27 protein-coding genes and 1 pseudogene are annotated in these 26,403 nt (G+C 65.1%); 16 read left to right on the top strand and 12 right to left on the bottom strand.

Annotation, left to right across the window (positions count from 1 at the left end):
- Positions 1-198 precede the first annotated feature (198 nt).
- The 5 genes from sucB to QOH60_RS03145 are packed head-to-tail and all read left to right on the top strand — an operon-like array spanning position 199 to position 5,339.
- Positions 199-2,001: a 2-oxoglutarate dehydrogenase, E2 component, dihydrolipoamide succinyltransferase gene (gene sucB / locus QOH60_RS03165; RefSeq protein ID WP_526416996.1), complete on the top strand. Its 1,803-nt coding sequence runs from the start codon at positions 199-201 to the stop codon at positions 1,999-2,001.
- A gap of 5 nt (positions 2,002-2,006) precedes the next feature.
- Positions 2,007-2,915: a TIGR01777 family oxidoreductase gene (locus QOH60_RS03160; protein WP_526416994.1), complete on the top strand. Its 909-nt coding sequence runs from the start codon at positions 2,007-2,009 to the stop codon at positions 2,913-2,915.
- Between the two features lie 12 nt (positions 2,916-2,927).
- Entirely contained in the window at positions 2,928-3,599 is a 672-nt protein-coding gene (lipB, locus tag QOH60_RS03155) for a lipoyl(octanoyl) transferase LipB (protein WP_526416992.1), read from the top strand.
- Positions 3,596-4,525, top strand: coding sequence for a lipoyl synthase (gene lipA, locus QOH60_RS03150; RefSeq protein ID WP_526416990.1), 930 nt, complete (start codon positions 3,596-3,598; stop codon positions 4,523-4,525). Before lipB ends, lipA begins: the two co-directional genes overlap by 4 nt.
- Positions 4,526-4,580: 55 nt before the next feature.
- Positions 4,581-5,339 carry a DUF4191 family protein gene (locus tag QOH60_RS03145; protein ID WP_526416988.1) on the top strand — a complete coding sequence of 253 codons (759 nt, stop codon included), beginning with the start codon at positions 4,581-4,583 and terminating at the stop codon, positions 5,337-5,339.
- Position 5,340: 1 nt separating this feature from the next.
- Here QOH60_RS03145 and QOH60_RS03140 read toward each other — a convergent pair whose 3' ends face one another.
- Positions 5,341-5,769 (bottom strand): RDD family protein, encoded by a 429-nt coding sequence (locus QOH60_RS03140; RefSeq protein ID WP_526416986.1) that lies wholly within the window; start codon positions 5,767-5,769, stop codon positions 5,341-5,343.
- A gap of 121 nt (positions 5,770-5,890) precedes the next feature.
- Here QOH60_RS03140 and glnA (QOH60_RS03135) point away from each other — a divergent pair, with 121 nt between their 5' ends.
- From glnA (QOH60_RS03135) to QOH60_RS03125, 3 genes are all read left to right on the top strand, one after another.
- A complete protein-coding gene (gene glnA, locus QOH60_RS03135) occupies positions 5,891-7,330 on the top strand; it encodes a type I glutamate--ammonia ligase (protein WP_526416984.1) in 1,440 nt (479 codons plus the stop codon).
- A gap of 400 nt (positions 7,331-7,730) precedes the next feature.
- Entirely contained in the window at positions 7,731-7,895 is a 165-nt protein-coding gene (locus tag QOH60_RS03130; protein ID WP_526416982.1) for a hypothetical protein, read from the top strand.
- Positions 7,896-7,981: 86 nt separating this feature from the next.
- A complete protein-coding gene (locus tag QOH60_RS03125) occupies positions 7,982-8,182 on the top strand; it encodes a hypothetical protein (protein ID WP_526416980.1) in 201 nt (66 codons plus the stop codon).
- A gap of 231 nt (positions 8,183-8,413) precedes the next feature.
- On the opposite strand, the gene QOH60_RS03120 is transcribed toward QOH60_RS03125, so the two are convergent.
- The 4 genes from QOH60_RS03120 to QOH60_RS03105 form a co-directional block, all read right to left on the bottom strand.
- Positions 8,414-8,899 (bottom strand): hypothetical protein, encoded by a 486-nt coding sequence (locus tag QOH60_RS03120; protein WP_526416978.1) that lies wholly within the window; start codon positions 8,897-8,899, stop codon positions 8,414-8,416.
- A gap of 177 nt (positions 8,900-9,076) precedes the next feature.
- Positions 9,077-9,379, bottom strand: coding sequence for a hypothetical protein (locus QOH60_RS03115; protein WP_526416976.1), 303 nt, complete (start codon positions 9,377-9,379; stop codon positions 9,077-9,079).
- Positions 9,376-9,669 carry a hypothetical protein gene (locus QOH60_RS03110; RefSeq protein ID WP_526416974.1) on the bottom strand — a complete coding sequence of 98 codons (294 nt, stop codon included), beginning with the start codon at positions 9,667-9,669 and terminating at the stop codon, positions 9,376-9,378. The genes QOH60_RS03115 and QOH60_RS03110 overlap by 4 nt, the downstream gene beginning before the upstream one ends.
- Positions 9,670-9,797: 128 nt before the next feature.
- The gene (locus QOH60_RS03105) at positions 9,798-9,968 is read right to left on the bottom strand and encodes a hypothetical protein (protein ID WP_526416972.1); all 171 of its coding nucleotides are present in this window, start codon (positions 9,966-9,968) and stop codon (positions 9,798-9,800) included.
- 134 nt (positions 9,969-10,102) lie between these two features.
- Between QOH60_RS03105 and QOH60_RS03100 the strand changes: the two genes are divergently transcribed.
- The 3 genes from QOH60_RS03100 to QOH60_RS03090 all read left to right on the top strand — a co-directional run bounded on the left by QOH60_RS03100 (position 10,103) and on the right by QOH60_RS03090 (position 11,929).
- Positions 10,103-10,300, top strand: coding sequence for a hypothetical protein (locus QOH60_RS03100; RefSeq protein ID WP_526416970.1), 198 nt, complete (start codon positions 10,103-10,105; stop codon positions 10,298-10,300).
- 254 nt (positions 10,301-10,554) lie between these two features.
- Positions 10,555-11,562: a hypothetical protein gene (locus QOH60_RS03095; protein ID WP_526416968.1), complete on the top strand. Its 1,008-nt coding sequence runs from the start codon at positions 10,555-10,557 to the stop codon at positions 11,560-11,562.
- A 166-nt stretch (positions 11,563-11,728) separates the two neighbouring features.
- Positions 11,729-11,929, top strand: coding sequence for a hypothetical protein (locus QOH60_RS03090; RefSeq protein WP_526416966.1), 201 nt, complete (start codon positions 11,729-11,731; stop codon positions 11,927-11,929).
- A gap of 15 nt (positions 11,930-11,944) precedes the next feature.
- On the opposite strand, the pseudogene ppk2 reads toward QOH60_RS03090, so the two are convergent.
- Positions 11,945-12,779: pseudogene (gene ppk2, locus QOH60_RS03085) on the bottom strand (polyphosphate kinase 2).
- Between the two features lie 117 nt (positions 12,780-12,896).
- Here ppk2 and QOH60_RS03080 point away from each other — a divergent pair.
- Genes QOH60_RS03080 through QOH60_RS03070 form a run of 3 tightly spaced genes read left to right on the top strand, consistent with a single transcriptional unit; the run spans position 12,897 to position 14,235 of the window.
- Positions 12,897-13,235 (top strand): hypothetical protein, encoded by a 339-nt coding sequence (locus QOH60_RS03080; RefSeq protein ID WP_526416964.1) that lies wholly within the window; start codon positions 12,897-12,899, stop codon positions 13,233-13,235.
- Between the two features lie 9 nt (positions 13,236-13,244).
- Complete coding sequence (gene dtd, locus QOH60_RS03075) at positions 13,245-13,676, top strand: D-aminoacyl-tRNA deacylase (RefSeq protein ID WP_526416962.1); 432 nt, start codon at positions 13,245-13,247, stop codon at positions 13,674-13,676.
- A 46-nt stretch (positions 13,677-13,722) separates the two neighbouring features.
- A complete protein-coding gene (locus tag QOH60_RS03070; RefSeq protein ID WP_526416960.1) occupies positions 13,723-14,235 on the top strand; it encodes a DoxX family protein in 513 nt (170 codons plus the stop codon).
- Positions 14,236-14,246: 11 nt separating this feature from the next.
- Here QOH60_RS03070 and QOH60_RS03065 read toward each other — a convergent pair whose 3' ends face one another.
- The 6 genes from QOH60_RS03065 to QOH60_RS03040 form a co-directional block, all read right to left on the bottom strand.
- Complete coding sequence (locus QOH60_RS03065) at positions 14,247-17,207, bottom strand: bifunctional [glutamine synthetase] adenylyltransferase/[glutamine synthetase]-adenylyl-L-tyrosine phosphorylase (protein WP_526416958.1); 2,961 nt, start codon at positions 17,205-17,207, stop codon at positions 14,247-14,249.
- Between the two features lie 22 nt (positions 17,208-17,229).
- Entirely contained in the window at positions 17,230-18,570 is a 1,341-nt protein-coding gene (gene glnA, locus QOH60_RS03060; RefSeq protein ID WP_526416956.1) for a type I glutamate--ammonia ligase, read from the bottom strand.
- 45 nt (positions 18,571-18,615) lie between these two features.
- Complete coding sequence (locus QOH60_RS03055; protein WP_526416954.1) at positions 18,616-20,109, bottom strand: alpha/beta fold hydrolase; 1,494 nt, start codon at positions 20,107-20,109, stop codon at positions 18,616-18,618.
- Positions 20,110-20,191: 82 nt separating this feature from the next.
- Entirely contained in the window at positions 20,192-20,692 is a 501-nt protein-coding gene (locus tag QOH60_RS03050; RefSeq protein ID WP_526416952.1) for an alpha/beta hydrolase, read from the bottom strand.
- Positions 20,686-22,224 (bottom strand): alpha/beta fold hydrolase, encoded by a 1,539-nt coding sequence (locus tag QOH60_RS03045; RefSeq protein WP_526416950.1) that lies wholly within the window; start codon positions 22,222-22,224, stop codon positions 20,686-20,688. Before QOH60_RS03045 ends, QOH60_RS03050 begins: the two co-directional genes overlap by 7 nt.
- Entirely contained in the window at positions 22,218-23,738 is a 1,521-nt protein-coding gene (locus QOH60_RS03040; RefSeq protein ID WP_526416948.1) for an alpha/beta fold hydrolase, read from the bottom strand. The genes QOH60_RS03045 and QOH60_RS03040 overlap by 7 nt, the downstream gene beginning before the upstream one ends.
- A gap of 185 nt (positions 23,739-23,923) precedes the next feature.
- Here QOH60_RS03040 and panB point away from each other — a divergent pair, with 185 nt between their 5' ends.
- Both panB and QOH60_RS03030 read left to right on the top strand, forming a co-directional pair.
- On the top strand, positions 23,924-24,757 hold the full coding sequence (panB, locus tag QOH60_RS03035; protein WP_526416946.1) for a 3-methyl-2-oxobutanoate hydroxymethyltransferase: 834 nt from the start codon (positions 23,924-23,926) through the stop codon (positions 24,755-24,757).
- A 60-nt stretch (positions 24,758-24,817) separates the two neighbouring features.
- Positions 24,818-26,344 carry a CYTH and CHAD domain-containing protein gene (locus tag QOH60_RS03030; protein WP_526416944.1) on the top strand — a complete coding sequence of 509 codons (1,527 nt, stop codon included), beginning with the start codon at positions 24,818-24,820 and terminating at the stop codon, positions 26,342-26,344.
- Positions 26,345-26,403 lie beyond the last annotated feature (59 nt).

The following is a 26,403-nucleotide window of genomic DNA, read 5'->3' as shown; positions in this document are numbered from 1 at the left end:
CACTGTCTTCGATAGTGCCACGGGTCAGAACACCCCCGAGGGCATCGGCGGGTGGCGCTGTGGTGAAGGATGAATCGTGCATTCCACGTCGGTGTACTAACCGCAAGCGAATTAACTGCAAGCTGTACCACCCGCGACGCTGGGCTGTGGTAAGCCAGAGGTCGACCCGTACGAGGCGAGTTCGAGGAGTCAGCAGAGATGGCCTTCTCCGTCCAAATGCCCGCACTCGGTGAGAGCGTGACCGAAGGCACGGTGACCCGTTGGCTCAAGCAGGAAGGCGACACCGTCGATCGCGACGAGCCACTGCTCGAGGTGTCAACAGACAAGGTGGACACCGAGATTCCGTCGCCGGCGTCAGGCGTGTTGGAAAAGATCGTCGCCCAAGAGGACGACACCGTCGAGGTCGGTGGCGAGCTCGCCGTGATTAACGACTCCGGCGAGTCGAGCGCTGACAAGCCCGCGGCCGAGGAAAAGCCCGAGCCGGAGCCCGAACCTGAGCCCGAACCCGAGCCCGAGGCCGAGGCCGAGCCCGAGGAGAAGGCTGCACCCGAGAAGCCTGAGGAGCCGGAGCCCAAACCCGCTGCGAAGCCGGCCGCAAGCGGTGGCGGCAAGTCCACGTCGGTGAAGATGCCCGAGCTCGGGGAGTCGGTCACCGAGGGCACCGTCACCCGCTGGCTGAAGAAGGTCGGCGACCATGTCGAGGCGGACGAACCGCTGCTGGAGGTGTCCACCGACAAGGTCGACACCGAAATCCCGTCGCCGGTCTCAGGGACGCTGGTATCAATCACCGCCGAAGAGGACGACACGGTCGATGTCGGCGGCGAGCTCGCGAAGATTGGCGATGCCGATGCCGATGCCGGCGCGGAAGCCAAAGAGGCCGAAACGAAAAAGCCGGAACCAGAGCCCGAACCCGAGCCGGAACCAGAACCCGAAAAAGAAGAAAAAGAGCCCGAGCCGATTCCGGTCAAGAAGGAAGAACCCAAGCCGGAACCGAAGCCCGAACCTGAGCCGAAAGCAGAGCCGGCGCCGGCTGCGGCGTCCACGGACGGCGACGGCAGCCCATACGTCACCCCGCTGGTGCGCAAGCTGGCTTCGGAGAACAACGTCGATCTCGACAGCGTGAAGGGCACGGGCGTCGGGGGCCGCATCCGCAAGCAGGACGTGCTGGCCGCAGCGGAGAAAGCCAAGGCTCCAAAGGACCAGCCCACCCAAGCGCCGAAGGAACCCGCCAAGGCACCGGCCGCCCAACCGGCAGCGGCATCGTCGGCACTGGCGCACCTGCGCGGCACCACCGCCAAAGCCAGCCGGATCCGTCAGCTCACAGCGAAGAAGACACGCGAATCCCTGCAGGCCACAGCACAACTCACGCAAACCCACGAGGTCGACATGACCAAGATCGTGGCATTGCGCGCACGTGCCAAGACCAACTTCGCCGAGCGTGAAGGCGTCAACCTGACGTATTTGCCGTTCATCGCGCGCGCCGTCATCGACGCGTTGAAGCTGCATCCGAACGTCAACGCGAGCTACAACGAGGACACCAAGGAGATCACGTACTACGACGCCGAACACCTCGGCATCGCGGTCGACACCGAGCAGGGCCTGCTTTCGCCGGTGATCCACAACGCCGGTGACCTGTCGCTGGCCGGGCTGGCACGCGCAATCAAGGATCTCGCGGACCGGGCGCGCACCAACAATCTCAAACCCGACGAGCTGTCGGGCGGCACCTTCACGATCACGAACATCGGCAGCCAGGGCGCACTGTTCGACACGCCGATCCTGGTGCCGCCCCAGGCGGCGATGCTGGGCACGGGCGCGATCGTCAAGCGGCCGCGGGTGATCATCGACGAGTTCGGCAACGAGTCGATCGGCATTCGGTCGGTCTGCTACCTGCCGCTGACCTACGATCACCGGCTGATCGACGGCGCCGACGCCGGCCGCTTCCTGACCACGATCAGGCGGCGACTCGAAGAAGGGGCATTCGAGGCCGACCTGGGTATCTAACCAGCATGGCCGACGCACTGATCGCAATCGCCGGATCCTCCGGACTCATCGGCTCCGCGCTGGTGAGCGCGCTGCGGGCGTCCGACAACCGGGTCATGCGCATCGTCCGGCGGCCTCCCTCGAACCCCGACGAGCTGCACTGGAACCCCGTGACCGGCGACTTGGACGCTCGCGCTCTGCAGGGTGTCGATGCGGTGGTCAATCTGTGCGGCGCCGGTATCGGGGACAAGCGGTGGTCCGGCGCCTACCAGCAAATGCTCCGCGACAGCCGCATCGCCCCGACCGAAGTGCTCGCGACCGCAGTCGCCGATGCCGGCGTGCCGGTTCTGATCAACGCGAGCGCCGTCGGCTACTACGGCAACACCGGCGACCGGGTGGCTGACGAGACCGCCCGGCAGGGAGCAGGCTTCCTCGCGCAACTCTGCGCGGACTGGGAGGCGGCGACGCTGCCCGCGCAGCAAGCCGGCGCACGGGTGGTGCTTGCCCGCACCGGGCTGGTGCTGTCCTCCAGGGGAGGAATACTGGGCCGACTGAAGCCGCTGTTCTCCTTCGCGCTCGGCGCGCGCCTGGGCAACGGCCGCCAATACATGCCGTGGATCAGCCTCGAAGACGAGGTGCGCGCGCTGCTGTATGCGATCTCACACAATCTTGCCGGTCCGGTGAACCTGACCGGCCCCGCACCCGTGACGAATGCCGAGTTCACCGCCGCGTTGGGCCGCGCGGTCAATCGGCCCACGCCGTGGCTGCTGCCTGGCTTCGCGCTGAAGCGGCTGCTCGGCGAATTCGCCAAGGAGACGCTGCTCATCGGGCAGCGCGCGATACCGGCGGCATTGGAACGCGCCGGATTTCAGTTCCACCACAACACGATCGGCGAGGCGCTGTCATACGCCACCATGCAGCCGGTGTCGCACTAGTACCGTCGGGTTATGCGTCCCGTCCGGAAGCACACGACGCCGATCGACGTGCGGCAGCTCGGCATGGTCGAGTATCGCCAGGCCTGGGAGTTGCAGCGGCGACTGGTCGATGCCCGCGTCGCCGACGGCCCCGACACCCTCCTGCTACTCACGCATCCGTCGGTCTACACAGCGGGAAAGCGCACACAGCCCCATGAGCGGCCGCTCGACGGCACCCCCGTCGTCGACACCGACCGAGGCGGCAAGATCACCTGGCACGGACCTGGCCAACTGGTGGGCTATCCGATCATCGGCCTCGCAGACCCGATCGATGTGGTGAATTACGTTCGACGCCTTGAGGATTCGCTGATCGCCGTTTGCGCCGGCGTTGGCCTCGCGGCTGGGCGCGTGGAAGGACGCTCTGGGGTATGGCTGCCCGCCGACGAGGTACGGCCGGCCCGCAAGGTGGCGGCGATCGGCGTGCGCGTGCAGCGCGCCACCACCATGCACGGGTTCGCGCTGAACTGCGATTGCGATCTGAACGCGTTCGGCTCGATCGTGCCCTGCGGGATCCCCGACGCCGGGGTGACTTCGCTCAGCACCGAATTGGGCCGCCGGATCAGCGTCGACGACGTGCGGGCGCGAGTCGCCGACGCGGTGTGCGAGGCCCTCGACGGCCGTCCCGCACTAGCATCGATCTCATGACCGCCCCTCGCGAAGGCCGCAAGCTGCTGCGCCTCGAGGTGCGCAATGCGCAGACCCCCATCGAGCGCAAGCCGCCGTGGATAAAGACCCGCGCCAAGATGGGGCCGGAATACACCGACCTCAAGAACCTGGTCCGCCGGGAAGGTCTGCACACCGTCTGCGAGGAAGCCGGCTGCCCGAACATCTACGAGTGCTGGGAAGACCGCGAAGCGACCTTCCTGATCGGCGGCCAGCAGTGCACCCGTCGCTGCGACTTCTGCCAGATCGACACCGGCCGCCCCGCCGAACTCGACCGCGACGAACCGCGTCGGGTCGCCGAGAGCGTCGCGGCGATGGGCCTGCGGTACTCGACGGTCACCGGTGTCGCTCGTGACGACCTGGCCGACGGCGGTGCATGGCTGTACGCCGAGACCGTGCGGCAGATCAAGGCGCTGAACCCGAACACCGGTGTCGAGCTGCTGGTCCCCGACTTCAACGGCAAGCCCGAGTTGCTGGCGCAGGTCTTTGATTCCCGCCCAGAAGTGTTGGCGCACAACGTGGAAACGGTTCCGCGCATCTTCAAGAGCATCCGCCCGGCGTTCGACTACCAACGCAGCCTCGACGTGCTGACGGCCGCGCGCGACGACGGCCTCGTCACCAAGAGCAACCTGATCCTCGGAATGGGCGAGACCAGCGATGAGGTGCGCATCGCGCTTCGCGATCTGGCCGACGCCGGCTGCGACATCGTCACGATCACGCAGTATCTGCGCCCGTCGGTGCGTCATCACCCCGTCGACCGCTGGGTCCGGCCAGAGGAGTTCGTGGAGCTGTCGGACTTTGCCACCGGACTGGGTTTCGCGGGTGTCCTCGCCGGGCCGCTGGTGCGGTCGTCGTACCGGGCCGGGCGGCTGTATCAGCAGGCCGCCTCGCGGGGGGCTCACGCCTAGCGATGAGCGCTTGCGCGAAGAGCAGATAGCTCAGCCCGACCCGTATCCTTGGCGCATGGCCAAGACCCGGGATCCCAACGCGATCAAGTCCGCCAAGGCGGAGGCGAAAGCAACCCGCAAGGCAGCGTCGAAAGAGCGTCGCAGTCAGTTGTGGCAGGTCTTCAAGCTCCAACGCAAGGAAGACAAGTGGCTCCTGCCGTGGATGATCGGCGCGTTCGTGCTGATCGTCGGTGTTTCGGTCGGCGTGGGCGTGTTCGTGCTCGGCGGAGGCTTCGCGGGGCTGATGCTGATCCCGCTCGGGGTCGTCCTCGGCGCGCTCGTGGCGTTCAGCATCTTCGGCAGGCGCGCCCGGCGGGCGGTCTACACCAAAGCGGAGGGCCAGACGGGCGCCGCGGCCTGGGCGCTGGACAACTTGCAGGGAAAGTGGCGGGTGACACCGGGGGTGGCCGCCACCGGCCACTTCGACGCGGTGCACAGGGTGATCGGGCGCCCGGGTGTCATCTTCATCGGCGAAGGCTCATCCACTCGCGTCAAGCCGCTGCTGGCTCAGGAAAAGAAGCGCACGGCCCGGCTGGTCGGCGACGTGCCTATCTATGACGTGATCGTCGGCACCGAGGAGGGCCAGGTGCCGTTGGGCAAGCTGGAGGCACACCTTCGCAAACTGCCCGCCAACATCACCGTCAAGCAGATGGATTCGCTGGAGTCGCGGCTGTCCGCGCTCGGATCGCGCACCGGCACGGCCGGTCTGCCGAAGGGACCGATGCCGACGCAGGCCAAGATGAAGGGCGTGCAGCGCACGGTGCGCAGGCGCTGACTTACCGCACCACGACGGCGGTGCTGCTGAGGCGGTCCTGCAGGCCGCGGCCGTCGGAATCGGCGAACAGCGGCGGCACGACGAGCGCGACGAGAGCGACGCGGATCACCGCGCGGCCGATCCCCACATGTCGCCGGTCGTCGGCGGACACCACGCGCAGCCCGAGAAGGTATTGGCCCGGCGTGAAAGTGAACAGCCGCACCGAGATTGCGCCAAGCACAAGCCACACGACCTCAAGCGCCAACGCCCGGTAGTGGTCGACATGTCCGGTCCGGTCCAGCACCATCGCCCAAGCGACGAGACCGTAGGCGATCAGCCAGTCGAGAAACAAAGCACCGATGCGCCGGAGGAATGACCCGAGCGAACCAGAGCCGGTCGGCGGCAAGCCCAATCGCTCCCCGGGGTAGGTTGCATCGGTCGGCGTTGTCATCGCCCCAGCATAGGTAGCGGGAGATTGCGTAACGTCGGCGCAACATGCGGTTGACTGGGGTGCAACATCGGCTCCCTAGCGTCATTCGGCGGGTTTGATCAAGCGAAGGAGACCACCGACAGTGAGCGACGAAACGACGGCCGAAGACATCTTCAAGATGATCAACGACGAGGATGTCGAGTACGTCGACATCCGCTTCTGCGACCTTCCCGGCATCGTCCAGCACTTCTCGATCCCGGCCAAAGCGTTCGACGAGAGCGTGTTCGAGGACGGGCTGGCGTTCGACGGGTCGTCGATCAGGGGCTTCCAGTCGATTGACGAGTCGGACATGATGCTTCTGCCGGACCCTTCGACCGCCCAGATCGACCCGTTCCGCGCAGCCAAGACGCTCAACATGAACTTCTTCGTGCACGACCCGTTCACCCGCGAGCCGTACTCGCGTGATCCGCGCAACGTGGCCCGCAAGGCCGAGAACTACCTCAAGAGCACGGGGATCGCCGACACCGCGTACTTCGGTGCCGAGGCGGAGTTCTACATTTTCGACTCGGTCTCATATGACTCCACCATCAACGGCACGTTCTACGAGGTCGACTCGGAGGCCGGCTACTGGAACTCCGGCAATGCCACGGAGGCTGACGGGAGCCCCAACCGGGGGTACAAGGTGCGCCCCAAGGGTGGCTACTTTCCCGTGGCCCCGTACGACCACTACGTCGACCTGCGCGACCAGATGGCCACGAACCTGCAAGACGCCGGCTTCACACTCGAGCGCGGCCATCACGAGGTGGGCACTGCGGGACAGGCCGAGATCAACTACAAATTCAACACCATGCTGCATGCGGCCGATGACCTGCTGCTGTTCAAATACATCATCAAGAACACTGCGTGGCAGGCGGGCAAGACCGTCACCTTCATGCCGAAGCCGCTGTTCGGTGACAACGGGTCGGGCATGCACGTGCATCAGTCGCTGTGGAAGGACGGCACGCCGCTGTTCCACGACGAGTCCGGCTACGGCGGGCTCTCGGAGCTCGCGCGCCATTACATCGGCGGCATCCTGCACCACGCGCCGTCGCTGCTGGCGTTGACGAACCCCACCACCAACAGCTACAAGCGCCTGGTGCCGGGCTTCGAGGCGCCGATCAACCTGGTGTACAGCCAGCGCAACCGTTCGGCGTGCGTGCGCATCCCGATTACCGGCAACAACCCGAAGGCCAAGCGTCTTGAGTTCCGTTGCCCGGACTCGTCGGGCAACCCGTACTTCTCGTTCGCGGCGATGCTGATGGCCGGCATCGACGGCATCAAGAACAAGATCGAGCCGATGGCCCCGGTGGACAAGGACCTCTACGAGCTGCCGCCGGACGAGGCCGCCAACATTCCGCAGGCGCCGACGTCATTGTCATCGGTGATCGACAAGCTCGAGGAAGACCACGAATACCTCACGGAGGGTGGTGTTTTCACGCCCGACCTGATCGACAAGTGGATCGAGTACAAGCGCGAAAACGAGATCCTGCCCGTGCAGGTGCGGCCTCACCCGTACGAGTTCGCGCTGTACTTCGACGTGTAAGCCAGCTAACGCCGCTGACCTGCACGGGCACGCTGATGGCTGCTATTTCGTCCGCAGTCCGTCCGCAGTAAGCCGCAATGAGTCCATCCGCTCGGCAATCACAGCGCCGACAGCTGAGCGGGTGGACTCATCCGCGTCGGGCCACATATGGCCGTACACATCGAGCGTTGTTCGCGCAGTGGCATGCCGCATCCGTTGGTTCCTGCTGCCCGGGTATGAACTCTCTGGGAAGAGGGGTCGGCCCGCCCACCCCCGGAGGATGACGGGATCGACACCTGCTGGCGGGGGGCATTGATGGGCAGTCAGCAGTGACGACATAGCTGCGCTGGAGCGCCACTCTGGCAGTAGAGCTACCGCAAGTCATCGCAAGGAGTAAGCAAGCGGGCAGGAGGGCGTCGGTGTGGCAAGTCTGCCCGTGTATTCGCACCCGGAGGCCGTCACCGGCACCGTGATCTTTCTCGGCTTCTACATCGCTGTGGCAGCCGCAATAGCCCTGGGGTGGTGGCGGCAAACGCAGAGCAAGCATCGCACCCAGAGAATTCGCGGTGTGAGCAAGCCAAAATAGAGAGCCGGCCCGCCACCCAAGCAGGATGACGGGCCGATCTGGCGGGTTGAACCCCGACGAGCAGCCGGAGGGCCTACTTTTGACGCGTGGACATCTTCGGGGTGTACATGCCCCCGGAATTGGACGTGACCGCGATGCTTAAGGGGTTCGTGGCGGCTGCCGATGATCTTGACAGCGCTTGGCGTCAGAGGATGTTCCTTGCGCTTCTCGGTGGCGCAGTGATCGAACAGGGAGAGCGGCTCGGTGCGCTGCGGCATCGTCTCGACGCCGCAGGACGGGACGAATAAGTCGGCCCGCCACCCTCGCGGTAGGTGGCGGGTTGAGGTGCAAGGAACACACCTCATCAGACTCGGACTGGTTCGTTTTAGCGGCGATGGGGACCGGGTTGCGCTGCTGCTGAACGCGGGGCGGGGTTGATACCCCCCCGTCCCCATCGCCTTGCCGAAACGGCTACCCGGCAAGGCTTTTGATAAACGGGGTCGGCCCGCCGCCCCGGAGGATGACGGGGCCGCATGAGGTCAGCTCAGTTGCCAGACACGGACCGTGCCGCCCCATGCCGACACGGTCCCGGTATTGCAGCCTCCGGGCACACCCTCGGCGCGCACCGCAACGAAATGCGAACCAGAGCGCTTTATCGGAATCTCGTATCCGCCGTCGGTCTGGCCGGGATGGACAATGTTGGATCCCCACTCGGCTCCGTCGAAGAAGAGATGGGCGATCATGTCGGCGCAGTGATTCGCGTTCGCGGTGAATTCGACTTTGATCGAGGGTTGGTTGGCGTTAAAGGCGTACTGGATGAGGTTGTTGTTGGGTGTGCCGGCGGGGCAGATTTGACCGGAACCTCCTTGGCGGCTGCAGTCGGCAACCCCAATGTATTTCTGACCGATCAATGTCTCGTCCGCCGATGCTGGGCCGGCCAGCGTGAGTGCGGCCAAGCTAGTCGCGGCGGTGATTACGGCAGCCCGGGTAACGGCCCGACGGGTCCTGGTAGCGGTGGTGGTCATTTGGGCGCCTCCATTTTGGGCTGTTCGTTCCCGACCGCTTCGAAGTTAGCAGTAAATCCGCAGGCAGCTTGGCGTTTCCGCAACAGCGTTCGATTTGCCAGAAGAGTGGGTCCGTGCCCAACAGGGAATCGGCCCGCCACCCGGGAGGATGACGGGCCGACGGGGGTGATGTGACGTCTATCCCCGGATGACGCGAAGCGTTGGAGGGCCAACCGGGCACTGGTCCCGCGACGCGTCTACAGCCCGTCGGCTGCGGGAGAGAACTCGGGCATGGACCGGAGCCAGTACCGCCAAGATTGCAAGGATCTCGGCGGCCGATAAATCCGCCTCTGGGTCGATGTCGTCCATCATCCCGCGGACCACCCACAAGTTGTGTCGCGCCATTACCGTGCTGGTGGCCGACGAGCTGCAAAGCGCGGAGTTGATGCGCTCCTTTAGGTCGGTCAGTGCGGGATCGTCGGTGTCGGATGTGGCGCTCATCGCTTGGCCTCCCTGTCGATTTCGTCGGCCACCTCGATCAGCTGGGCGGCGTAGCGGCGCGCCTCATCAGCAGTCATCAACACGCTGCTGTCCATATCCAGATACTGGTGTTCGACGGGCGGTAAATGTGCAGGTGACGTTTCTTCGAGGCTCAGCGCCACGTAATGATCGCTTCCCCAGCAGGTTTGGTCGGCGCGCCCGGTCTCGGTGACGTGGCCGTTGCCGTCCGTGCACCACGGCGCACACTGCACGGGAGGCAGGAACCGCCGCTTCTCTTCCGTCGTGGTCATCGTCCAACCCACCCGTCGATCTCGTCGGCAGCCGCGATGATCACGGCCGCCAGCTCGCGGGCTTGGGCACTGGTCATGCCTCGGGACTCGGCGTTTTCGACGACCACGTTCGGTGCCTCGACTTTGCCCTAGACATCGATGCTGCCGTCCGTGAATTGTGCTGCTCCGGTCCAGAACTCGATGTCGTAGCCGTCGATGCCGCGACGCTGACCCAAGATCGGCCGGCAGCCGTCCTCCCATGTGTCGGTCGTAGTGCCGTCTGGCACCGGAACATCCGGGTAGGTAGTTTTCGTGGTCATATCTTCCTTTCGCGAATGGCACGGCATTACGCACTTTAAGGTATGCCGTTAAGTGCATACGGGTCAATACCCGTTTAGGCACACACCTTCAAATAGAATCAACTGCTGTGAGGGTGTATCTAAGCGTGAGCGAAGTGGCTGATCGTACCGGCCTCGCGCTGAACACCGTCAAGGCATACAGCCAGGACACTCCGCGACTAATGCCTAAGCCCGACGCCATGATTGGACGCGTCAAGGGGTGGACGGCTCAGACCATCGACGCGTGGCACGCAGGCAAGTCAGGAAACCAGCCGCAACCACGTCCGTCCGCAGTCCGTCCGCAGCAGGGTTAACAACAGCTTGACGTGGCCAACACTCTCAACGCCTTTAGCAGCGGAAATGCGACGTAACCAACGCAGCTAACACTGCGAAACGCACTGCAGGTAGTTCGCGCTGTACTTCGACGTGTAGGAGCTCCGGTCACGAAACCGGCCGCCTGGATTTCTCGCGCGGGCGGTTTCGTTTTCAAGAAGTCTCCAAGACGGACGGCAGATACTTCACAGCAAGTAATCAGAAATCTGCATGGCCCTGTCGAACGGAGACTCAGATGACGGTCTTGGCCCGCTCAAGTGGTATCTCAGCAGCGCCGTGGTGGGTGTTCGCGCTAGCTCTCGGCGGCTTCTTCGTCTTCGGCTATGGCGTGTACTTCGTGACACGCGTGATGGAGAAGAAGCGTCAGCGGCATCGACAATCGGGGCAAGTCGACATCGACCGCGCCGATGGAGCGACCCGGTTCGAGGCAAGTGACATGTGGGGAAAGACCGTCATCGCCGTGGCCCGCGACGGCGTGCTCGTCGACCAAAAGTCCGGCGTGGTCTTCCCTTTCAGCGGGGTGAAGCTGGGACCGTGGACTCACCAGGGAATGTCCATGGGTACGACGCTTCATCTGCTAGCGGACCCTCACCTGTTCGTTGTCGGCGGAGTCGATCACCGCAACGCTGCCACGACGCCGCTCGAAGCACCCGACGTGGAGTACCCCGACGTGACCATGCGGGCACCCGAATTCGGTGAGCTGCTCACCGCGCTCGCCGGCCGTTGTGGGTGGGATGCGCGCCGGCCCACATCAGCGGAACCGACCTGGTGTGTGCTGATTCCGAACACGTCGAAGGCCTGGACGGATTCCATGATGCCGGGGGCCGACTTCATCGCGCGGGGGCGACGCAAGAAGCTACCGCACCTGGCCATCGCCGCCGGCAAAGATGTGATCTGGGTGGTCGACCAGAACAACGCGCCCGTCGCCTCGGCTCCGGTTGCCCAGGTGACGGCGACCCCGGCGTTCTACAACCCCGAGTCGAAAGCAGTCCACGCGGTCACGTCGATCATGAACTCAAGGTCGTGGCAGTACGCGAAGACGCCCGTCCTCGTGCTGAGCGTTCCCGGATTGCCACCGCTGACAATCGGATGTCCCATGAGTCCTCTCACGTCGGCATCCCGGTTCGAGTGGCGCGGGGACGTGCACCGGGAGAAGTCACCTGACTATCTGGTTTCGGGCGCCGACTGGCTGACGCTTGTCGAGGCATTCGGCTTGGCCCCGCGACTGCTGGAGTCGGTATAGAAATCCGCACGCAAGACGCGCCGAATTCTGCACCAGGACTACCGAGACTCAAAATCCGCTGCCCTGGCGCAGGATTCGCGCCCTACTAAGATATTGCTCCAACCTTGCCGAGGAGACTCTGCAGCAAACCGCTCACGGACGTCGGAATGGGTGTCACACTGAGCTCATGGCAGGAAGAGCAACGATTGAAGAAATCGACGAGGCACGGCGCCAGGGGAAGCTCAGCTGGGAGGATTATGCGGCCATGCTGCAGAACCACCCTGATATCGGAACGTTTTTCAACGAGTTTCGTCCGTTCGCAAAGAGCGGACGCGACCGGCACGGCCGATTGCGCGAACTTGAGGATCTCGGAGACTTTCGACCTTAGGAGTCGCGGAGCTAACTACTCCGGGTCCCCCACCAGAGTTGCGACGTGGTCGTCGACGTAGGTTGACAACGCTCGGGGTGGGCGTTGGTAGTCACCGCTGAGCACCGGCCTCTGCGGCAACTCGACCTTCGGATGTTCGACGTCGTAGTAGTCGAACGTCGACAGTAGATGGGCGATCATGTTCAGCCGCGCATGCTTTTTCAGGTCGGATTCGACGACGTACCAAGGACTCAGCGGTGTGTCGGTGTGCACCATCATCTGGTCCTTGGCCCGCGAGTAGTCCTCCCACCGATACACCGATTCCAAGTCCATCGGGCTGAGTTTCCACTGCCTCACTGGGTCGTTGAGCCGTGACCGGAATCGCCTAAGCTGTTCGTCGTCGGACACCGAGAACCAGTACTTGCGCAACAACACACCGTCCTCGATGAGCATCTGCTCGAAGATCGGCGTCTGGCGCAAGAACAACGAATGTTCCTGCGGCGTACAGAATCCCATCACCTTCTCCACCCCGGCGCGGTTGTACCAGGATCGGTCGAACAGCACGATCTCTCCCTTGGCGGGCAGGTGTGCGATGTATCGCTGGTAATACCACTGTCCTCGCTCGCGATCAGACGGGGCCGGAAGCGCTGCAATCCGGGCGACGCGCGGGCTAAGGTACTCGGTGATCCGTTTGATCGTCCCGCCTTTGCCTGCTGCGTCGACCCTCGAAGACGATGACAATGCGAGCGCCGGTGTCGCGGGCCCACTCCTGCAGCTTCACCAATTCCGTTTGAAGACGGAACAGTTCGGCGTCGTAGACGTCGTTCGAGATCTTGTTCTTCTTGTTCTTTTCAGCCTTCTTCTTGCCCACCTGCAAATCGTAGGTGCCGCGCGGGTGTCTTGCCGGACAACGGAAGACCGTCAGCGGGGGTGGACGGACCAGCCTCCTCAGGTGGATGCTGGATGGCAGAGATTCGAAGGGGCCGACATGGCGCTCATCCGCACGATGTTCGCGGCGTTGGCTGCCGCGTTCGCGTTGGCGGTCGCGTCACCAGCGGCCGCCGACCCGGTGTGGCCGGTGGCTGGAGGCGAATCCGCGGCCGAGACGATCCGGGATCTGGAAGACCAGGGCTATACGGTGCAGATCAACTGGGCAAACGGTTACAGCACAGTCCCGCTCTATTTGTGCCAAGTAAACGCGATCCACAATCCCGATCGCTCGGCCGAGTCACCGCCGCCGGAGTTCACGACCGTGTATGTCGATGTTCATTGCCCGGACGATTACAACCACGACTGGGGCCATTTCGGAATCGGCTTCGGATTCTAAGCTTCCCGCATGCGGGTTCTCGTGCAGCGGGTGTCGCAGGCATCCGTCGCAGTCGACGGAGCCGTCGTCGGCTCGATACAGCCCGACGGCCAGGGCCTGGTCGCGTTCGTCGGTGTCACGCACACCGATACCGACGACACCGCAGTCCGGATGGCCGAAAAGCTTTGGCGCCTGCGAATTCTCGATGACGAACGGTCCGCGGCCGACGTCGACGCCCCGATCCTGGTGGTCAGCCAGTTCACGCTGTATGCCAATACCGAAAAGGGACGTAGGCCGTCGTGGAACGCCGCGGCGCCGGGACCGGTCGCCGAACCCTTGGTCACCGCGCTGGCGAACGCGCTGCGCGGACTCGGAGCCACGGTGGAAACCGGCGTGTTCGGCGCGCACATGCAGGTCTGTCTGGTCAACGACGGTCCCGTCACCGTGATGCTTGAGCTGTGACAGCGACACCTCCACAAGTTCACAGACTTGCCGTAACGTCACCGCCATGACGTCACCAGCCATGAATGCGAGACTGGCCACCAACTCTGGGGCAGTCATCAGCCTTTTTCGGTTCATGATTGGACTGCTCTTCGCACTTCACGGCGCGATGATCCTATTCAACTGGCCGCTGACGATGCCGATGAGGATCCCGGTCGGTACCTGGCCGGGCTGGTGGGCCGGGCTGATCGAGTTCGTCACCGGACTGCTGGTGTGCATCGGATTGTTCACGCGCCCAGCGGCTTTTGTGGCATCGGGCACTATGGCGGTCGCTTACTTCTGGCAGCACTGGCCGTTTTGGGAGACGGTCCAACCCTTTTGGCCATTCGACAGGCAAATTGGTGGTAACGGCGGTGAGCCCGCGATCCTCTACTGCTTCGCGTTTTTCCTTCTGGTATTCATCGGGCCCGGGCGATTCGCGGTCGAAACGATGCGCGGCCAACGCGGGCGGGCTACGGGTTACTCCACACCAGAACGCCGCCGCCCAGGGCTGATGAGCCGCTTCGGGCGGCGGCGGTAGCCCCGACGCCGTTAGCCACCAAAGACTTTGCGCACCACGGCCTTTGCGCGGCGTGTCACGCGCAGGTAGTTGTCCAGGAACGCACTGCCGTCCGAATCCGGCCAACCCGCGGCGACGGCGACGGCGTTGAGCTGCCGCCCCGGGCCGGGCAACTGGTCGGAGGGCTTGCCGCGCACCAATACCAGCGCATTGCGTGCGCGAGTGGCCGTCAACCATGCCTGGCGCAGCAGGTCGACGTCGTCTTCGGCGACCAGCTCTGCCGCGCCGATCGCGTCAAGGGTCTCCAGTGTCGAGGTGTTGTGCAGCGCAGGCACCTTGTGCGCGTGGCGTAACTGAAGCAGCTGCACGGTCCATTCGACGTCGGCGAGGCCACCGCGGCCGAGTTTGGTGTGCGTGTTCGGATCGGCGCCCCGGGGCAGCCGCTCGGCGTCCACCCGCGCCTTGATGCGCCGGATTTCCTGCACGACTTCGGCTGACACACCGCCCGACGGATAGCGCGTCGTGTCGGCCATCAGCAGGAATCGGTTGCCGAGCTCCTCATCGCCCGCGACGCGGTGCGCGCGCAGCAGCGCCTGAACCTCCCACGTCTGGGCCCACTGCTCGTAATAGGCGGCATAGGAGTTCAACGTCCGCACCAGCGGACCGTTGCGGCCCTCTGGCCGAAGGTTGGTGTCGACCTCCAGCGGCGGGTCGGCGCTCGGGGTGCCTAGCAGAGCACGCACCTGCTCGGCGATCGTCGTCGACCACCGGACGGCCTTGGATTCCTCGACGCCGTCAGCAGGCTCACAGACGAACATCACGTCTGCGTCGGAGCCGTAACCCAGCTCGCGTCCGCCCAGCCGACCCATTCCGATCACGGCGATACGCGCGGGCGCTTGTCCGGACTCGGGTGTGTTGGCTTTGATCACCGCTTCCAGCGCTGCCTGCAGCACCGCGACCCACACCGAGGTCAGCGTGGCGCACACCCGCCTGACATCGAGTAGCCCGAGCAGGTCCGCCGAAGCGATCCGGCCCAGTTCGCGCCTGCGCATGTTCCGCGCAGTGGCGATGGCGGCCGCAGGGTCGGTGTGCCGAGATGCGGCCACCAACAGCGAGCGCGTCACCTGTTCTGTCGCCACGTCCAGCAGCTTGGGTCCCGCCGGCCCGTCTCCGTACAGCTGGATGACGTCCGGCGCGCGAATCAGTAGTTCGTGCGCGTAGGCCGACGTGCCGAGCACGTGCATCAATCGCTTGGCGACGGCGCCCTCGTCGCGCAGCGTCGACAGGAACCAGCGTTGATCGACCAACGCATCGCTGAGTTTGCGATACGCGAGCAGCCCGGCGTCAGGGTCGGGAGTGTCGGAGAGCCAGTCGAGCAGCGTGGGCAGCAGTACCGCCTGCACCCGGCCGCGGCGCCCGCTGTAACTGGTCAACGCCGCCAGATGGGTCAGCGCGTTCTGCGGCGCCTGATACCCCAGCGCGGCGATCTGCCGTTCGGCGGCCTCAGCGCTCATCCCGTCGGAGATCTCGAGGCTCGCCCCGACGGATTCCAGCAGCGGCTGGTAGAAGAGCTTGGCGTGCAGCCGCGACACCCGCAGGTTCTGCCGCTTGAGTTCTTCGCGCAGCACCCCGAGCGCATCGTGTTGCCCGTCGGGCCGCACGTGGGCGGCACGGGCCAGCCAGCGCATCGCCTCGTCGTCGTCGAATCGGGGCAGCATGTGCGTGCGCTTGAGCCGCTGCAGCTGCAGCCGGTGCTCGAGCAGCCGCAGAAACTCATACGAGGCGGTGAGGTTCGCGGCGTCATCGCGTCCCACATAGCCACCGGCGCCGAGCGCGGCCAGCGCGTCGACCGTCGACGACACGTGCAGGCTCTCGTCGTTGCGGCCATGGACAAGCTGCAGCAGCTGCACCGCGAACTCCACGTCACGCAAACCGCCGGTGCCGAGCTTGAGCTCCCGGTCGCGCACGTCGGCGGGCACGTGTTCGACGACGCGTCGCCGCATGCCCTGAACCTCGGGCACGAAGTCCTCGCGTTCACACGCGATCCACACCATCGGCATCAGCGCCGCGATGTACTCGTCGCCGAGCTCCGCATCACCCGCGGCCGGCCGCGCTTTGAGCAGAGCTTGGAATTCCCACGTCTTGGCCCATCGCTTGTAGTAGGCCACGTGCGACTCGAGGGTGCGTACCAGCGGCCCCTGCTTCCCCTCGGGGCGCAACGCCGCGTCAACTTCAAAGAATGCCTCCGAGGCCAGCCGCATCGTTTCGCCGGCCACCCGGTTGGCGAGGGCATCCGCCTCTTCGCCGACGAAGATGACGTCGACGTCGCTGACGTAATTGAGTTCCCGCCCACCGCATTTGCCCATCGCGATGATGGCCAGTCGCGGCCGCTGCCCGTCCTCGCACGAACGGATCATCGCCAGCTCGAGCGAAGCGGCCAGCGCGGCGTCGGCCAGATCAGACAGATGGGCGCCAATGGTCGACAGCGGCAGCACCGGTTCGTTCTCCACCGTCGGTGCGACGTCGAGAGCCGCGAGCACCATCAGGCGGTTCCGGTACGTCCGACGCAAATCGGGAAGCGTTGCGTCGGCGGGTGTTTCGACGACGATGTCGGCAAACTCGCGACGAAGCTCGTCGGCACTTGGCAACGCGATCTTGCCCGCCAGCAAATGCCACGTCTGCGGGTTGGCCACGAGATGGTCGCCGAGCGCCAACGACGAACCCAGCAGCGCGAACAGCCGACCCCGCAGTGACCGGTCCTTGCGCAGCGCGGCGTCCAGCTCGTCGTAGTCGTCCCCCAGCGCGTCGGCCAGCCGCACCATCGTGCGCAATGCGGCGTCCGCGTCCGGCGCGCGGGACAGCGACCACAACACTTCGACGTAGTCGTCGGTGGTCCAGCCCAGCCGCGCCAGATCGGCGCCTGCCGGCGCCTCGATCAGCCCGAGCCGGCCCGGACTGGGCAATCGGGGACGCTGCGTCTCGGGTTTGGACACGCCCTCGACGGTAACGGACGCGCTACAAGGACAGGTAGGTCTTGAGCTCGTACGGGGTCACCTGGCGGCGGTAGTTCTCCCACTCCGTCTTCTTGTTGCGCAGGAAGAAGTCAAACACGTGCTCCCCCAACGCTTCCGCCACAAGCTCCGAGTTCTCCATCTCCGCAAGCGCGACGCCCAGGCTGCCAGGAAGTTCCTTGTAGCCCATTGCGCTGCGCTCCTCGGGGGTCAGGCTCCAGACGTTGTCCTCGGCCTGCGGCCCGAGCGCGTATTCCTTCTCCACGCCACGCAGTCCCGCGGCGAGCAGCACGGCGAACGTCAGATACGGGTTGCACGCGGAGTCGGGGCTGCGCACCTCGACGCGCCGTGACGAGACCTTGCGCGGCGAGTACATGGGCACCCGCACCAACGCCGAGCGGTTGGCCGCGCCCCAGCAGGCCGATGTGGGTGCTTCGCCACCGACGACCAGGCGCTTGTACGAGTTCACCCATTGATTCGTGATGGCGCTGATCTCGGTGGCGTGCTCGAGGATGCCGGCGATGAACGACTTTGCGACGTCGGACAACTGCAGCGGATCGTCGGCGCTGTGGAATGCATTCGTCTCGCCCTCGAACAGGCTCATGTGGGTGTGCATCGCCGAGCCGGGGTGTTCGCTGAACGGCTTGGGCATGAACGAGGCCCGCACACCGTCGCCAAGGGCGACTTCCTTAACGAGGTAGCGGAACGTCATCACGTTGTCGGCCATCGACAGCGCGTCGGCGTAGCGCAGGTCGATCTCCTGTTGTCCCGGCGCGCCCTCGTGGTGGCTGAACTCCACCGAGATCCCCATCGACTCCAGCGCGTCGATCACGTGGCGCCGGAAGTTCGGCGCCGCCTCGTGCACGGCCTGATCGAAGTAGCCGTCGGTGTCGGCGGGAACCGGATCCGTACCGTCACCGGGCGCGTTTTTCAGCAGGAAGAATTCGATCTCGGGGTGGACGTAGCACGAGAATCCCAGATCGCTGGCCTTCGCCAGCTGGCGGCGCAGCACATGACGTGAGTCCGCCCACGACGGCGAACCGTCGGGCATCGTGATGTCGCAGAACATCCGCGCGGAGTGGTGTTGGCCCCCGCTGGTGGTCCAGGGCAGCACCTGGAAGGTCGACGGATCGGGGCGGGCCACGCAGTCCGACTCAGAGACTCGCGCGAACCCTTCGATCGCGGAGCCGTCGAAACCGATCCCCTCCTCGAAGGCGCCTTCCAACTCTGCCGGCGCGATCGCGACCGACTTGAGGAATCCGAGCACGTCGGTGAACCACAGCCGAACGAAGCGGATGTCGCGTTCCTCCAGCGTGCGGAGCACGAACTCCTTCTGACGGTCCATGACGCGAGCGTAGGTTGGGCCTGTTAATTCTGTGTTACGTGGCGGCTAGCAGTGCAGATCGCCTGGCGGGGTCAGATCGACCAAATAGTTGACCACCGCCGAGTCGATGCACTGGTTGCCCTTGAACACGGCGGTGTGCTGAGTGCCTTCGAACGAGATCAACGAGGCCTCGAGCTGACGCGCAAGGTCGACCCCGGCCTGATATGGCGTCGCCGGGTCGTGCGTCGTCGAGACGACGACGGCCTTGTTGGGGCCCGGGGAGACGGCCACATACGGCGTGGTCGTCGGGGGCACCGGCCAGAACGCGCACACGTCGCGGGGGGCGAAGCCGGTGAACTCGCCGTAGCTCATGAACGGCGCCACCCCACGAATACGCCGGTCGGCCTCCACCCACGTCGCGGAATCGGTCGGCGTCACATAGTCGACGCAGCGGATCGCGGTGAACGCGTCTTGCAGGTTGCTGTAGTGACCCGTCTTGTCACGGCCCTGGTAGTCGTCGGCGAGCAGCAACAGTTCCTCGGCTTCGGTGTGGTTGCTCAGCGCGCCCAGGCCGTTGTACAGAAATTCCCAGAACCGTGGCGTGTACAGCGAATTGGCCGTGCCGGTGATGGCGTCCTGGTAGGACAGCCCGCGGGGATCCATCGTTTTGCCCGGGCTCGTCACCAACGGATTGACCAAGGCGTGGTAGCGATCGACCGCCTTGGCTGGATCCTGCCCGAGTGGACAGTTCGGGCTGGTGGCACACTCGCCGGCGAAATCGTCGAACGCCCTTTGGAATCCAGCCATTTGGCGCACGTTCTTTTCGACGGCGTCAACCTGCGGATCGATTGCGCCATCGAGCACCATGGCGCGGATGTTCTGCGGGAACGCCTGTGCGTATGCCGTACCCAGTTGCGTGCCATAGGAGAAACCGAGGTAATTGACCTGCGCCTCGCCCAGCGCCTGGCGCACCGCGTCCATGTCGCGCGCGACGTTGACGGTTCCGACGTTGGCGAGGAACTCGGCGCCGACGCGGTTGAGGCATGCTGCGGCGAATTGCCGATACAGGTCCTCGATGTGCGCCACACCTGCCGGGCTGTAATCGACCAGGGGTTCCTTGCGGTACGCGTCGAACTGGGCGTCGGTCCGGCACCTCACCTCGGGTGTCGAATGTCCGACGCCGCGCGGATCGAACCCGACCAGGTCGAAATGCTGAGTTATCTCGTTGTCGCCCAACGATGAAGCCATCCCGGCAACGGTGTCGACCGCGGACTGGCCGGGTCCGCCGGGGTTGATCATCAGCACCCCGATCCGCTGACCCCGGGCAGGCACCCTGATCACCGCCAGCTGCGCCTGTGCCCCGTCCGGCTTGCCGTAGTCCACGGGGACCGCCACCGTCGTGCACTGCGCGGTCGGGATGTCGCCGGTGTCGCCCAGCCAACGCTGGCAACTCCCCCAATCCGCTTGCGGGACAGGCACAGCCGTTGCGATCGCAGGTGCGCCGATGCCCGTCACGGCGAAAATAAACGCCATCAGGCTCAAAGGAATCCCCCGCAGCATGGCGACCATGTTCGCATGTCGTGAAACGATTGTTGCCTCCGGTGCCCATCGTGGTAGCGAAACGTTATCTAGCTGGCATTCTTCACTCGTCGCGCAGTTCGCACCGTGCGTCCGGCGGCGGCAGTGTCAGATCCACGAGGTAGCGGGTGGCGATGGCGTCGACACACTCGTCGCCGGAGAACGATGCGGTGTGCTGCGTCCCCTCGGCCGTCAACACGGTCGCTCCGAGCTGCTCTGCCACGTCTAGCCCATCCTGGTAGGGGGTCGCAGGATCGTGCGTCGTCGAGATCACGAGGATCGGCGGCAGTCCGGGCGCGGACAACCGATGAGGCTTGCCGGTGGCAGCTACGGGCCACAAGCCGCAGATTCCCCTGGGCGCATGGCCCGTGAATGAGCCGAACGATTGAAACGGTGAGACTTCGCGAAATCGCTTGTCCGCATCGGCCCACGACTGTTCGTCTCTCGGGTATGCCTGGTCGACGCACATGATGGCGGTGAAGGCGTCTGAGTAGTTCGTGTAAGCGCCGTGCTCGTCGCGCCCGATGTAGTTGTCGCCGATCGCCAGCAGAGCGTCAGTCAGCATTTGGTGTCAGGCGGCGGCGTCTTCAAGTCGACCAGGTAGTTCGTCACGATCTCGTCGACGCACTGGTTGCCCTGGAAAGACGCCGTATGCTGAGTGCCGTTGACACTCAGCAGAACTCCGTTCAGCTGCTTGGCGAGATTCACGCCGTTCTCGTACGGTGTTGCGGGATCTCCGGTTGAGGACACGACGAGCACGGGCGGCAGGCCCGGAGCTGAAATATTGTGGGGCGCAGTCTTGCCCGTAAACGGCCAGAAGACGCACGTCTCCCTGGGCGCATATCCGGTGAAGGGGCCGTAGGTGAACGCCGGCGCGACTTCGCGGGCGCGCTTGTCGGCATCCACCCACGCCTGTGGATCCGACGGAAACTGCTCGTCGGCACAGTTGATGGCGTTGTTGGCATCAGCCAGATTGCTGTACGAGCCATCGGCCTCGCGCTGCCAGTATCCGTCCGCGAGGCTGAGCAGATCATCGGCGGACTCGCCGGCTGCGAGCGCTTGCAGTCCGCTGGTCAGATCGCTCCACGACGACGGCGAGTACATGGCTTGGATCGTTCCCGTGTTCGCGTCCGCGAAGCTCAAGCCCCGCGGATCGCGAGTCTTTGCCGGCTTGTCCACCAGCGGCGCCACTAGTGAGCGGTACACGTCGGTTGCTTTCGCCGGGTCCGTTCCGAGCGGGCAGTCGGGCGATTTTGCACAGTCGGCGGCAAAGTCGTTGAACGCCTTCTGGAATGCCTCCAACTGCTGCAGGCTGGCCTGCAACGGATCAATGTCGGGATCGACAGCTCCGTCGAGCACCATCGCTCTGACGTTCTGCGGATAAGCCTCTGCGTATGCCGAACCCAGCTCCGTGCCGTACGAGAAGCCGACGTAGGACAGCTTGTCGTCGCCCAATGCGGCGCGCAGCTCGTCCATGTCTTTGACGGCCGTGGCGGTTCCGACGTTCTCCAGGAAATCCTTGCCCATCTTGTCGACGCAGCGCTGCACGTAGTCCTTGTTGCGCTGTTCGATTGCGGCTACCCCTTCTGGGCTGTAGTCGACGTCGGGAAAGGTTCGCTCCTCGTCGTTTTGAGCGTCGGAATTGCACCGCACAGCAGGCCGCGAGAAGTTCACGCCACGCGGGTCGAAGCCGACGATGTCGAAGCGCGAGAGTACGTCATCGGGTAGGCCGCGCACGATCCCTGCGGCGAGTTGGACACCCGAGCCGCCGGGGCCACCGGGATTGAACACCAGCGAGCCAATCTTCTTGCCAGTAGCGGGAAATCGCAGGACAGCGATCGTCGCATCGGGTCCGTCGGGCTTGCTGTAGTTAATCGGCACGGCCAGTTCACCGCACTGGGCGCCCTTGGGCAGCGGCCCGACCTCGCACTCGCGCCACTCGATCTTCGGTGCCGACGGCGGCGCCGCCGTGCCGGACGTCGACGGTGGTGCTGTCACCACACCCGGGTGCGCCATTCTCGGTTGGCCGTCGACAAGGTTGGTGCACGAGGTGATCAGAAGCGCCGCAGCGGTGACGCAAGCCCACAGTCTCAGCATCGCGCGTCTTTTGCTGGCAAGTTCAGGTCGACCAGGTACTTCGTCACGATGTCGTCGACACACGTGTTGCCTTGCAGCGCAACGGTGTGCTGGGTGCCGTCATACGTCAGCAGGGAGCCGCTCAATTGGCGGGCGAGGTCGACGCCTGCCTGGTACGGCGTGGCCGGGTCGCCGGTGGTCGAGATCACCAGCACCGGGGGGACATCGCGCACGGAGATGGTGTGGGGCTGGCTGGTCGGCGGCACCGGCCAGAACGCGCACGTGTTCAGCGGCGCGTTTCCGGTGAATTGGCCGTAGCTCATGAAGGGTGCCGCCTCTCGAAGCCGACGGTCCTCGTCGGCCGCTTTGGTGCGATCGGTGACCGGTGGTCGGTCCACACAGCTCACCGCCGAGCGCGCGTCGGTCGCATTGGTGTAGTGGCCCTTTTGATCGCGCTGCATGTACTGGTCGGCCAGCTTAAGCATCTTGTCGCCGCGACCGCCGGCAATCTCTCGCAACGCCGTCGTCAAGCCGGGCCACAGCGATTTCGAGTACATCGGCAAGATGGTGCCGACGATCGCGTCGGAATATGAGAGTCCACGCGGGTCCGTCGTCGCCGCCGGATGGCTCACGAGAGGGTCCACCAGGCTGTGGTATCTCTCGACTGCTTTGACGGGGTCGGTGCCCAGCGGACAGTCAGGTGCACTCGCACAGTTCGCGGCGTACTCGTCGAACGCCTGCTGAAATGCTTTGGCCTGGCGGATGTCTGCCTCAATCGGATCCATGTTCGGGTCGATCGCGCCGTCGAGCACCATCGCGCGCACATTCTCCGGATAGGCCTCAGCGTAGCCGGACCCGATCCGGGTCCCGTACGAGTAACCCAGATAGGTCAGTTTCGCGTCGCCGAGGGCGGCGCGCAACAGGTCGAGATCTTTGACGACGTTTGCCGTCCCGATGTTGGCCAGGAACTCTTTTCCGGTCTTGTCGATGCAGCGCTGCACGAACTCCTTGGTGACCTCTTCGATGTGGGCGACGCCGGCCGGGCTGTAGTCGACCATCGGATCGGCGCGCACCGCGTCGTTCTCGGCGTCCGAGTTGCACCACAGTGCGGGCCTGGACCGGGCCACACCGCGGGGGTCGAAGCCGACGAGGTCGAAGGATTGGCGGATCTCGTCGGGCAACGACTGCGCGAGCGTCAGTGCCGTATTGACCCCGGACTCGCCCGGGCCGCCGGGGTTGATCACCAGCGAGCCGATCTTTTTGCCCGTGGCCGGGAACTTGACCACGAAGATCGAGGCGGTCGCTTCGTCGGGATTGGCGTAGTCGACGGGCACACCGAGCTTGCCGCAGCGCGCGGAGTCGAGCAGCGGGTTCGTCGCACCCGTGGTGGTGATGCACTTGTCCCAGGCGATCGGCGCGCCCACCTTCGGCAACGGCAGCATCGCGTGACCGTTCGTGACCCGCGTACAACCGGCAACCAGGGCCAGCACCGCCAACGTCACTGCCCAGGTCGTCGACTTGCGGATCACACGCACATGGTGCCATGACTGGGCGCGGATCCGCCGGACGCGCCATCACGGGCGATGTTGCGGCATGTGAGGAAGTCCACTTAACCCTGCATTCACGTTCGTCGCCCCAGATGGCAGACTGAACAGGTCAGGCGAACCCGGGGACCCTTGCATGGGCCTCGAGGAGCGACGCGACGATACGAAGGACAGTGATGTCTGAACAGCCGATCTACGGTGGTGCCGGCGGTGTCCGCACCAAGATGCGAACCCACCACCTGCAGAAGATGAAGGCCGAGGGCCATAAGTGGGCGATGCTCACGGCCTACGACTACTCGACCGCGCGGCTCTTCGACGAAGCCGGCATCCCGGTGCTGCTCGTCGGTGATTCCGCAGCGAATGTGGTCTACGGCTACGACACGACCGTGCCGATCTCGGTCGACGAACTCATCCCCCTGGTCCGCGGTGTGGTGCGCGGCGCACCCCATGCGTTGGTGGTGGCCGACCTTCCGTTCGGCAGTTATGAGGCAGGCCCGCAGCAGGCGCTGGCCAGCGCCACCCGTTTCATGAAGGAGGCGGGCGCGCACGCGGTGAAGCTCGAGGGCGGTGAGCGGGTCGTGGAGCAGATCGTCACGCTCACGGCAGCGGGCATTCCGGTGATGGCGCACATCGGGTTCACGCCGCAGAGCGTGAACACACTCGGCGGTTTCCGGGTCCAGGGCCGCGGTGACGCCGCGGAACAGACGATTCACGACGCAATCGCGGTTGCCGAGGCCGGGGCGTTCTCCGTCGTGATGGAGATGGTGCCCGCCGAATTGGCGACCCAGATCACGGGCAAGCTGACGATCCCGACCATCGGCATCGGCGCGGGCCCCAACTGCGACGCGCAGGTGCTCGTCTGGCAGGACATGGCCGGCATGACGAGCGGCAAGACGGCGCGGTTCGTGAAGCGCTTCGCAGAAGTCGGCAGCGAATTATCGCGTGCTGCAAGGCAATACGCGGACGAGGTGGCCAGCGGAGCGTTCCCTGCCGAGGAGCACAGCTTCTAGCTGACGCCGGCGCCACCGGCGGCCGACCTGTTCACTTTGGTGTGGCACCCTGTCAATCCAATGTTCACGAACAGCGTCGGCACCGAAGGGACACTTAGCGCCACCATGGACAGGCATCTGGAGGTTGAGCGCAAGTTCGACGTCGACGACACGACGCTGTCGCCGTCATTCGACGGTCTGGCCGTCGTCGCGCGGGTGCAGAGGGCGCCGTCCCAACAGCTCGACGCCGTCTATTACGACACTCCCGGGCGTGACCTCGCCGCGCACCTCATCACGCTGCGCCGACGCACGGGCGGTTCGGACGCCGGGTGGCACCTGAAGCTGCCCGCGGGACCCGACGCCCGGACAGAGGTGCGAGCGCCGCTCTCCGGCGACGACGAAGTGCCGGCCGAGCTGCGTGAGGTCGTCCTGGCGATCGTTCGCGACCGTCCGCTATCGCCGGTCGCGCGGATTTCGACGAACCGCACCGTCGACCAGCTCTACGGGGTCGGCGGAACCGAGCTCGCCGAATTCGCCGACGACCATGTGACCGCCTGGGCCGACGGCGACGACGCCGAGCAGCACTGGCGCGAGTGGGAACTCGAGCTGGCAGAACAGGCCGCCGCCGACGGGCATGAGGTCGGCGAGCTGATGGGTCGGTTGGCCAACCGCCTTCTGGACGCGGGCGCACAGCCGGCAGGGCACGGCTCGAAGCTGGCGAGGGTGCTGGATCAATCCGCACCGGCTGAAGGTGCCGAGCCCGAGATCGAGGATCCCGTGCACCGCGCGGTCGCCGAGGAGATCGACAACCTGCTGACCTGGGATCGCGCGGTGCGTGCCGACGTCTACGACTCGATCCACCAAATGCGGGTGACGACCCGCAAGATCCGCAGCCTGCTGCAATCCGCGGAATCGGCGTTTGGGCTGTCCGACGACGCGTGGATTCTCGACGAGCTGCGGCAGCTGGCGAGCGTGCTGGGTGTGGCGCGCGACGCCGAGGTGCTCGCCGAGCGGTATGAGAAAGCACTCGACGAGTTGCCGGTCGAACTGGTGCGGGGCCCCATCCGGGACCGGCTGGTGGAGGGTGCCAATCGGCGGTACCGGGCAGGTTGGCGACGGTCGTTGACGGCCATGCGATCTCAACGGTACTTCCGGATGCTGGATGCGCTCGAAGATCTGGTCGCGGCCGAGGCGCCACAGCTGCTGTCCGGCGAGGTGCCGTCGGCCGACGCGACGATCGAGTCGGGCTACAAGCGGGTGCGCAAGCAGGCCAAGCGCGCCGACAACGCCGAGGTCGAGCACCGCGACGAAGCGCTGCACCGAATTCGCAAGGGCGCTAAGCGGTTACGCTATACCGCGGCCGCCACCGGCGCGAAGGGGGTCTCGGACGCCGCGAAAAACATTCAGTCGCTGCTGGGGGATCATCAGGACAGCGTGGTGAGCAGGCAACACCTCAGCCAGCAGGCCGAGGCCGCTCATGCCGCGGGTGAGGACACGTTCACCTACGGGCTGCTGTATGAACGTGAGGCCGACCTCGCCCGCCAGTGCCGCGAGCAATTGGGGCCGGAGTTGAAGGCGCTGAAGAGGGCCGTCAGGAAAGAGCTCTAGGGGTCTCCCGCGCGCCGACATTAACGTTACGTCGACGACACGCCGGTGACGGTCGCCAT

The sequence above is a fragment of the Mycobacterium sp. genome (assembly GCF_032159765.1).
Lineage (GTDB): Bacteria > Actinomycetota > Actinomycetes > Mycobacteriales > Mycobacteriaceae > Mycobacterium.
This window is presented reverse-complemented; position numbering and strand designations above follow the sequence as displayed.

Bases quoted from the DNA above. Each gene is read 5' to 3' on its own strand.
- sucB (WP_526416996.1), top strand. From the start codon at position 199: ATGGCCTTCTCCGTCCAAATGCCCGCACTCGGTGAGAGCGTGACCGAA.
- QOH60_RS03160 (WP_526416994.1), top strand. From the start codon at position 2,007: ATGGCCGACGCACTGATCGCAATCGCCGGATCCTCCGGACTCATCGGC.
- lipB (WP_526416992.1), top strand. From the start codon at position 2,928: ATGCGTCCCGTCCGGAAGCACACGACGCCGATCGACGTGCGGCAGCTC.
- lipA (WP_526416990.1), top strand. From the start codon at position 3,596: ATGACCGCCCCTCGCGAAGGCCGCAAGCTGCTGCGCCTCGAGGTGCGC.
- QOH60_RS03145 (WP_526416988.1), top strand. From the start codon at position 4,581: ATGGCCAAGACCCGGGATCCCAACGCGATCAAGTCCGCCAAGGCGGAG.
- QOH60_RS03140 (WP_526416986.1), bottom strand. From the start codon at position 5,769: ATGACAACGCCGACCGATGCAACCTACCCCGGGGAGCGATTGGGCTTG.
- QOH60_RS03120 (WP_526416978.1), bottom strand. From the start codon at position 8,899: ATGACCACCACCGCTACCAGGACCCGTCGGGCCGTTACCCGGGCTGCC.
- QOH60_RS03115 (WP_526416976.1), bottom strand. From the start codon at position 9,379: ATGAGCGCCACATCCGACACCGACGATCCCGCACTGACCGACCTAAAG.
- QOH60_RS03110 (WP_526416974.1), bottom strand. From the start codon at position 9,669: ATGACCACGACGGAAGAGAAGCGGCGGTTCCTGCCTCCCGTGCAGTGT.
- QOH60_RS03105 (WP_526416972.1), bottom strand. From the start codon at position 9,968: ATGACCACGAAAACTACCTACCCGGATGTTCCGGTGCCAGACGGCACT.
- QOH60_RS03095 (WP_526416968.1), top strand. From the start codon at position 10,555: ATGACGGTCTTGGCCCGCTCAAGTGGTATCTCAGCAGCGCCGTGGTGG.
- QOH60_RS03090 (WP_526416966.1), top strand. From the start codon at position 11,729: ATGGCAGGAAGAGCAACGATTGAAGAAATCGACGAGGCACGGCGCCAG.
- QOH60_RS03080 (WP_526416964.1), top strand. From the start codon at position 12,897: ATGGCGCTCATCCGCACGATGTTCGCGGCGTTGGCTGCCGCGTTCGCG.
- dtd (WP_526416962.1), top strand. From the start codon at position 13,245: ATGCGGGTTCTCGTGCAGCGGGTGTCGCAGGCATCCGTCGCAGTCGAC.
- QOH60_RS03070 (WP_526416960.1), top strand. From the start codon at position 13,723: ATGACGTCACCAGCCATGAATGCGAGACTGGCCACCAACTCTGGGGCA.
- glnA (WP_526416956.1), bottom strand. From the start codon at position 18,570: ATGGACCGTCAGAAGGAGTTCGTGCTCCGCACGCTGGAGGAACGCGAC.
- QOH60_RS03055 (WP_526416954.1), bottom strand. From the start codon at position 20,109: ATGCTGCGGGGGATTCCTTTGAGCCTGATGGCGTTTATTTTCGCCGTG.
- QOH60_RS03050 (WP_526416952.1), bottom strand. From the start codon at position 20,692: ATGCTGACTGACGCTCTGCTGGCGATCGGCGACAACTACATCGGGCGC.
- QOH60_RS03045 (WP_526416950.1), bottom strand. From the start codon at position 22,224: ATGCTGAGACTGTGGGCTTGCGTCACCGCTGCGGCGCTTCTGATCACC.
- panB (WP_526416946.1), top strand. From the start codon at position 23,924: ATGTCTGAACAGCCGATCTACGGTGGTGCCGGCGGTGTCCGCACCAAG.
- QOH60_RS03030 (WP_526416944.1), top strand. From the start codon at position 24,818: ATGTTCACGAACAGCGTCGGCACCGAAGGGACACTTAGCGCCACCATG.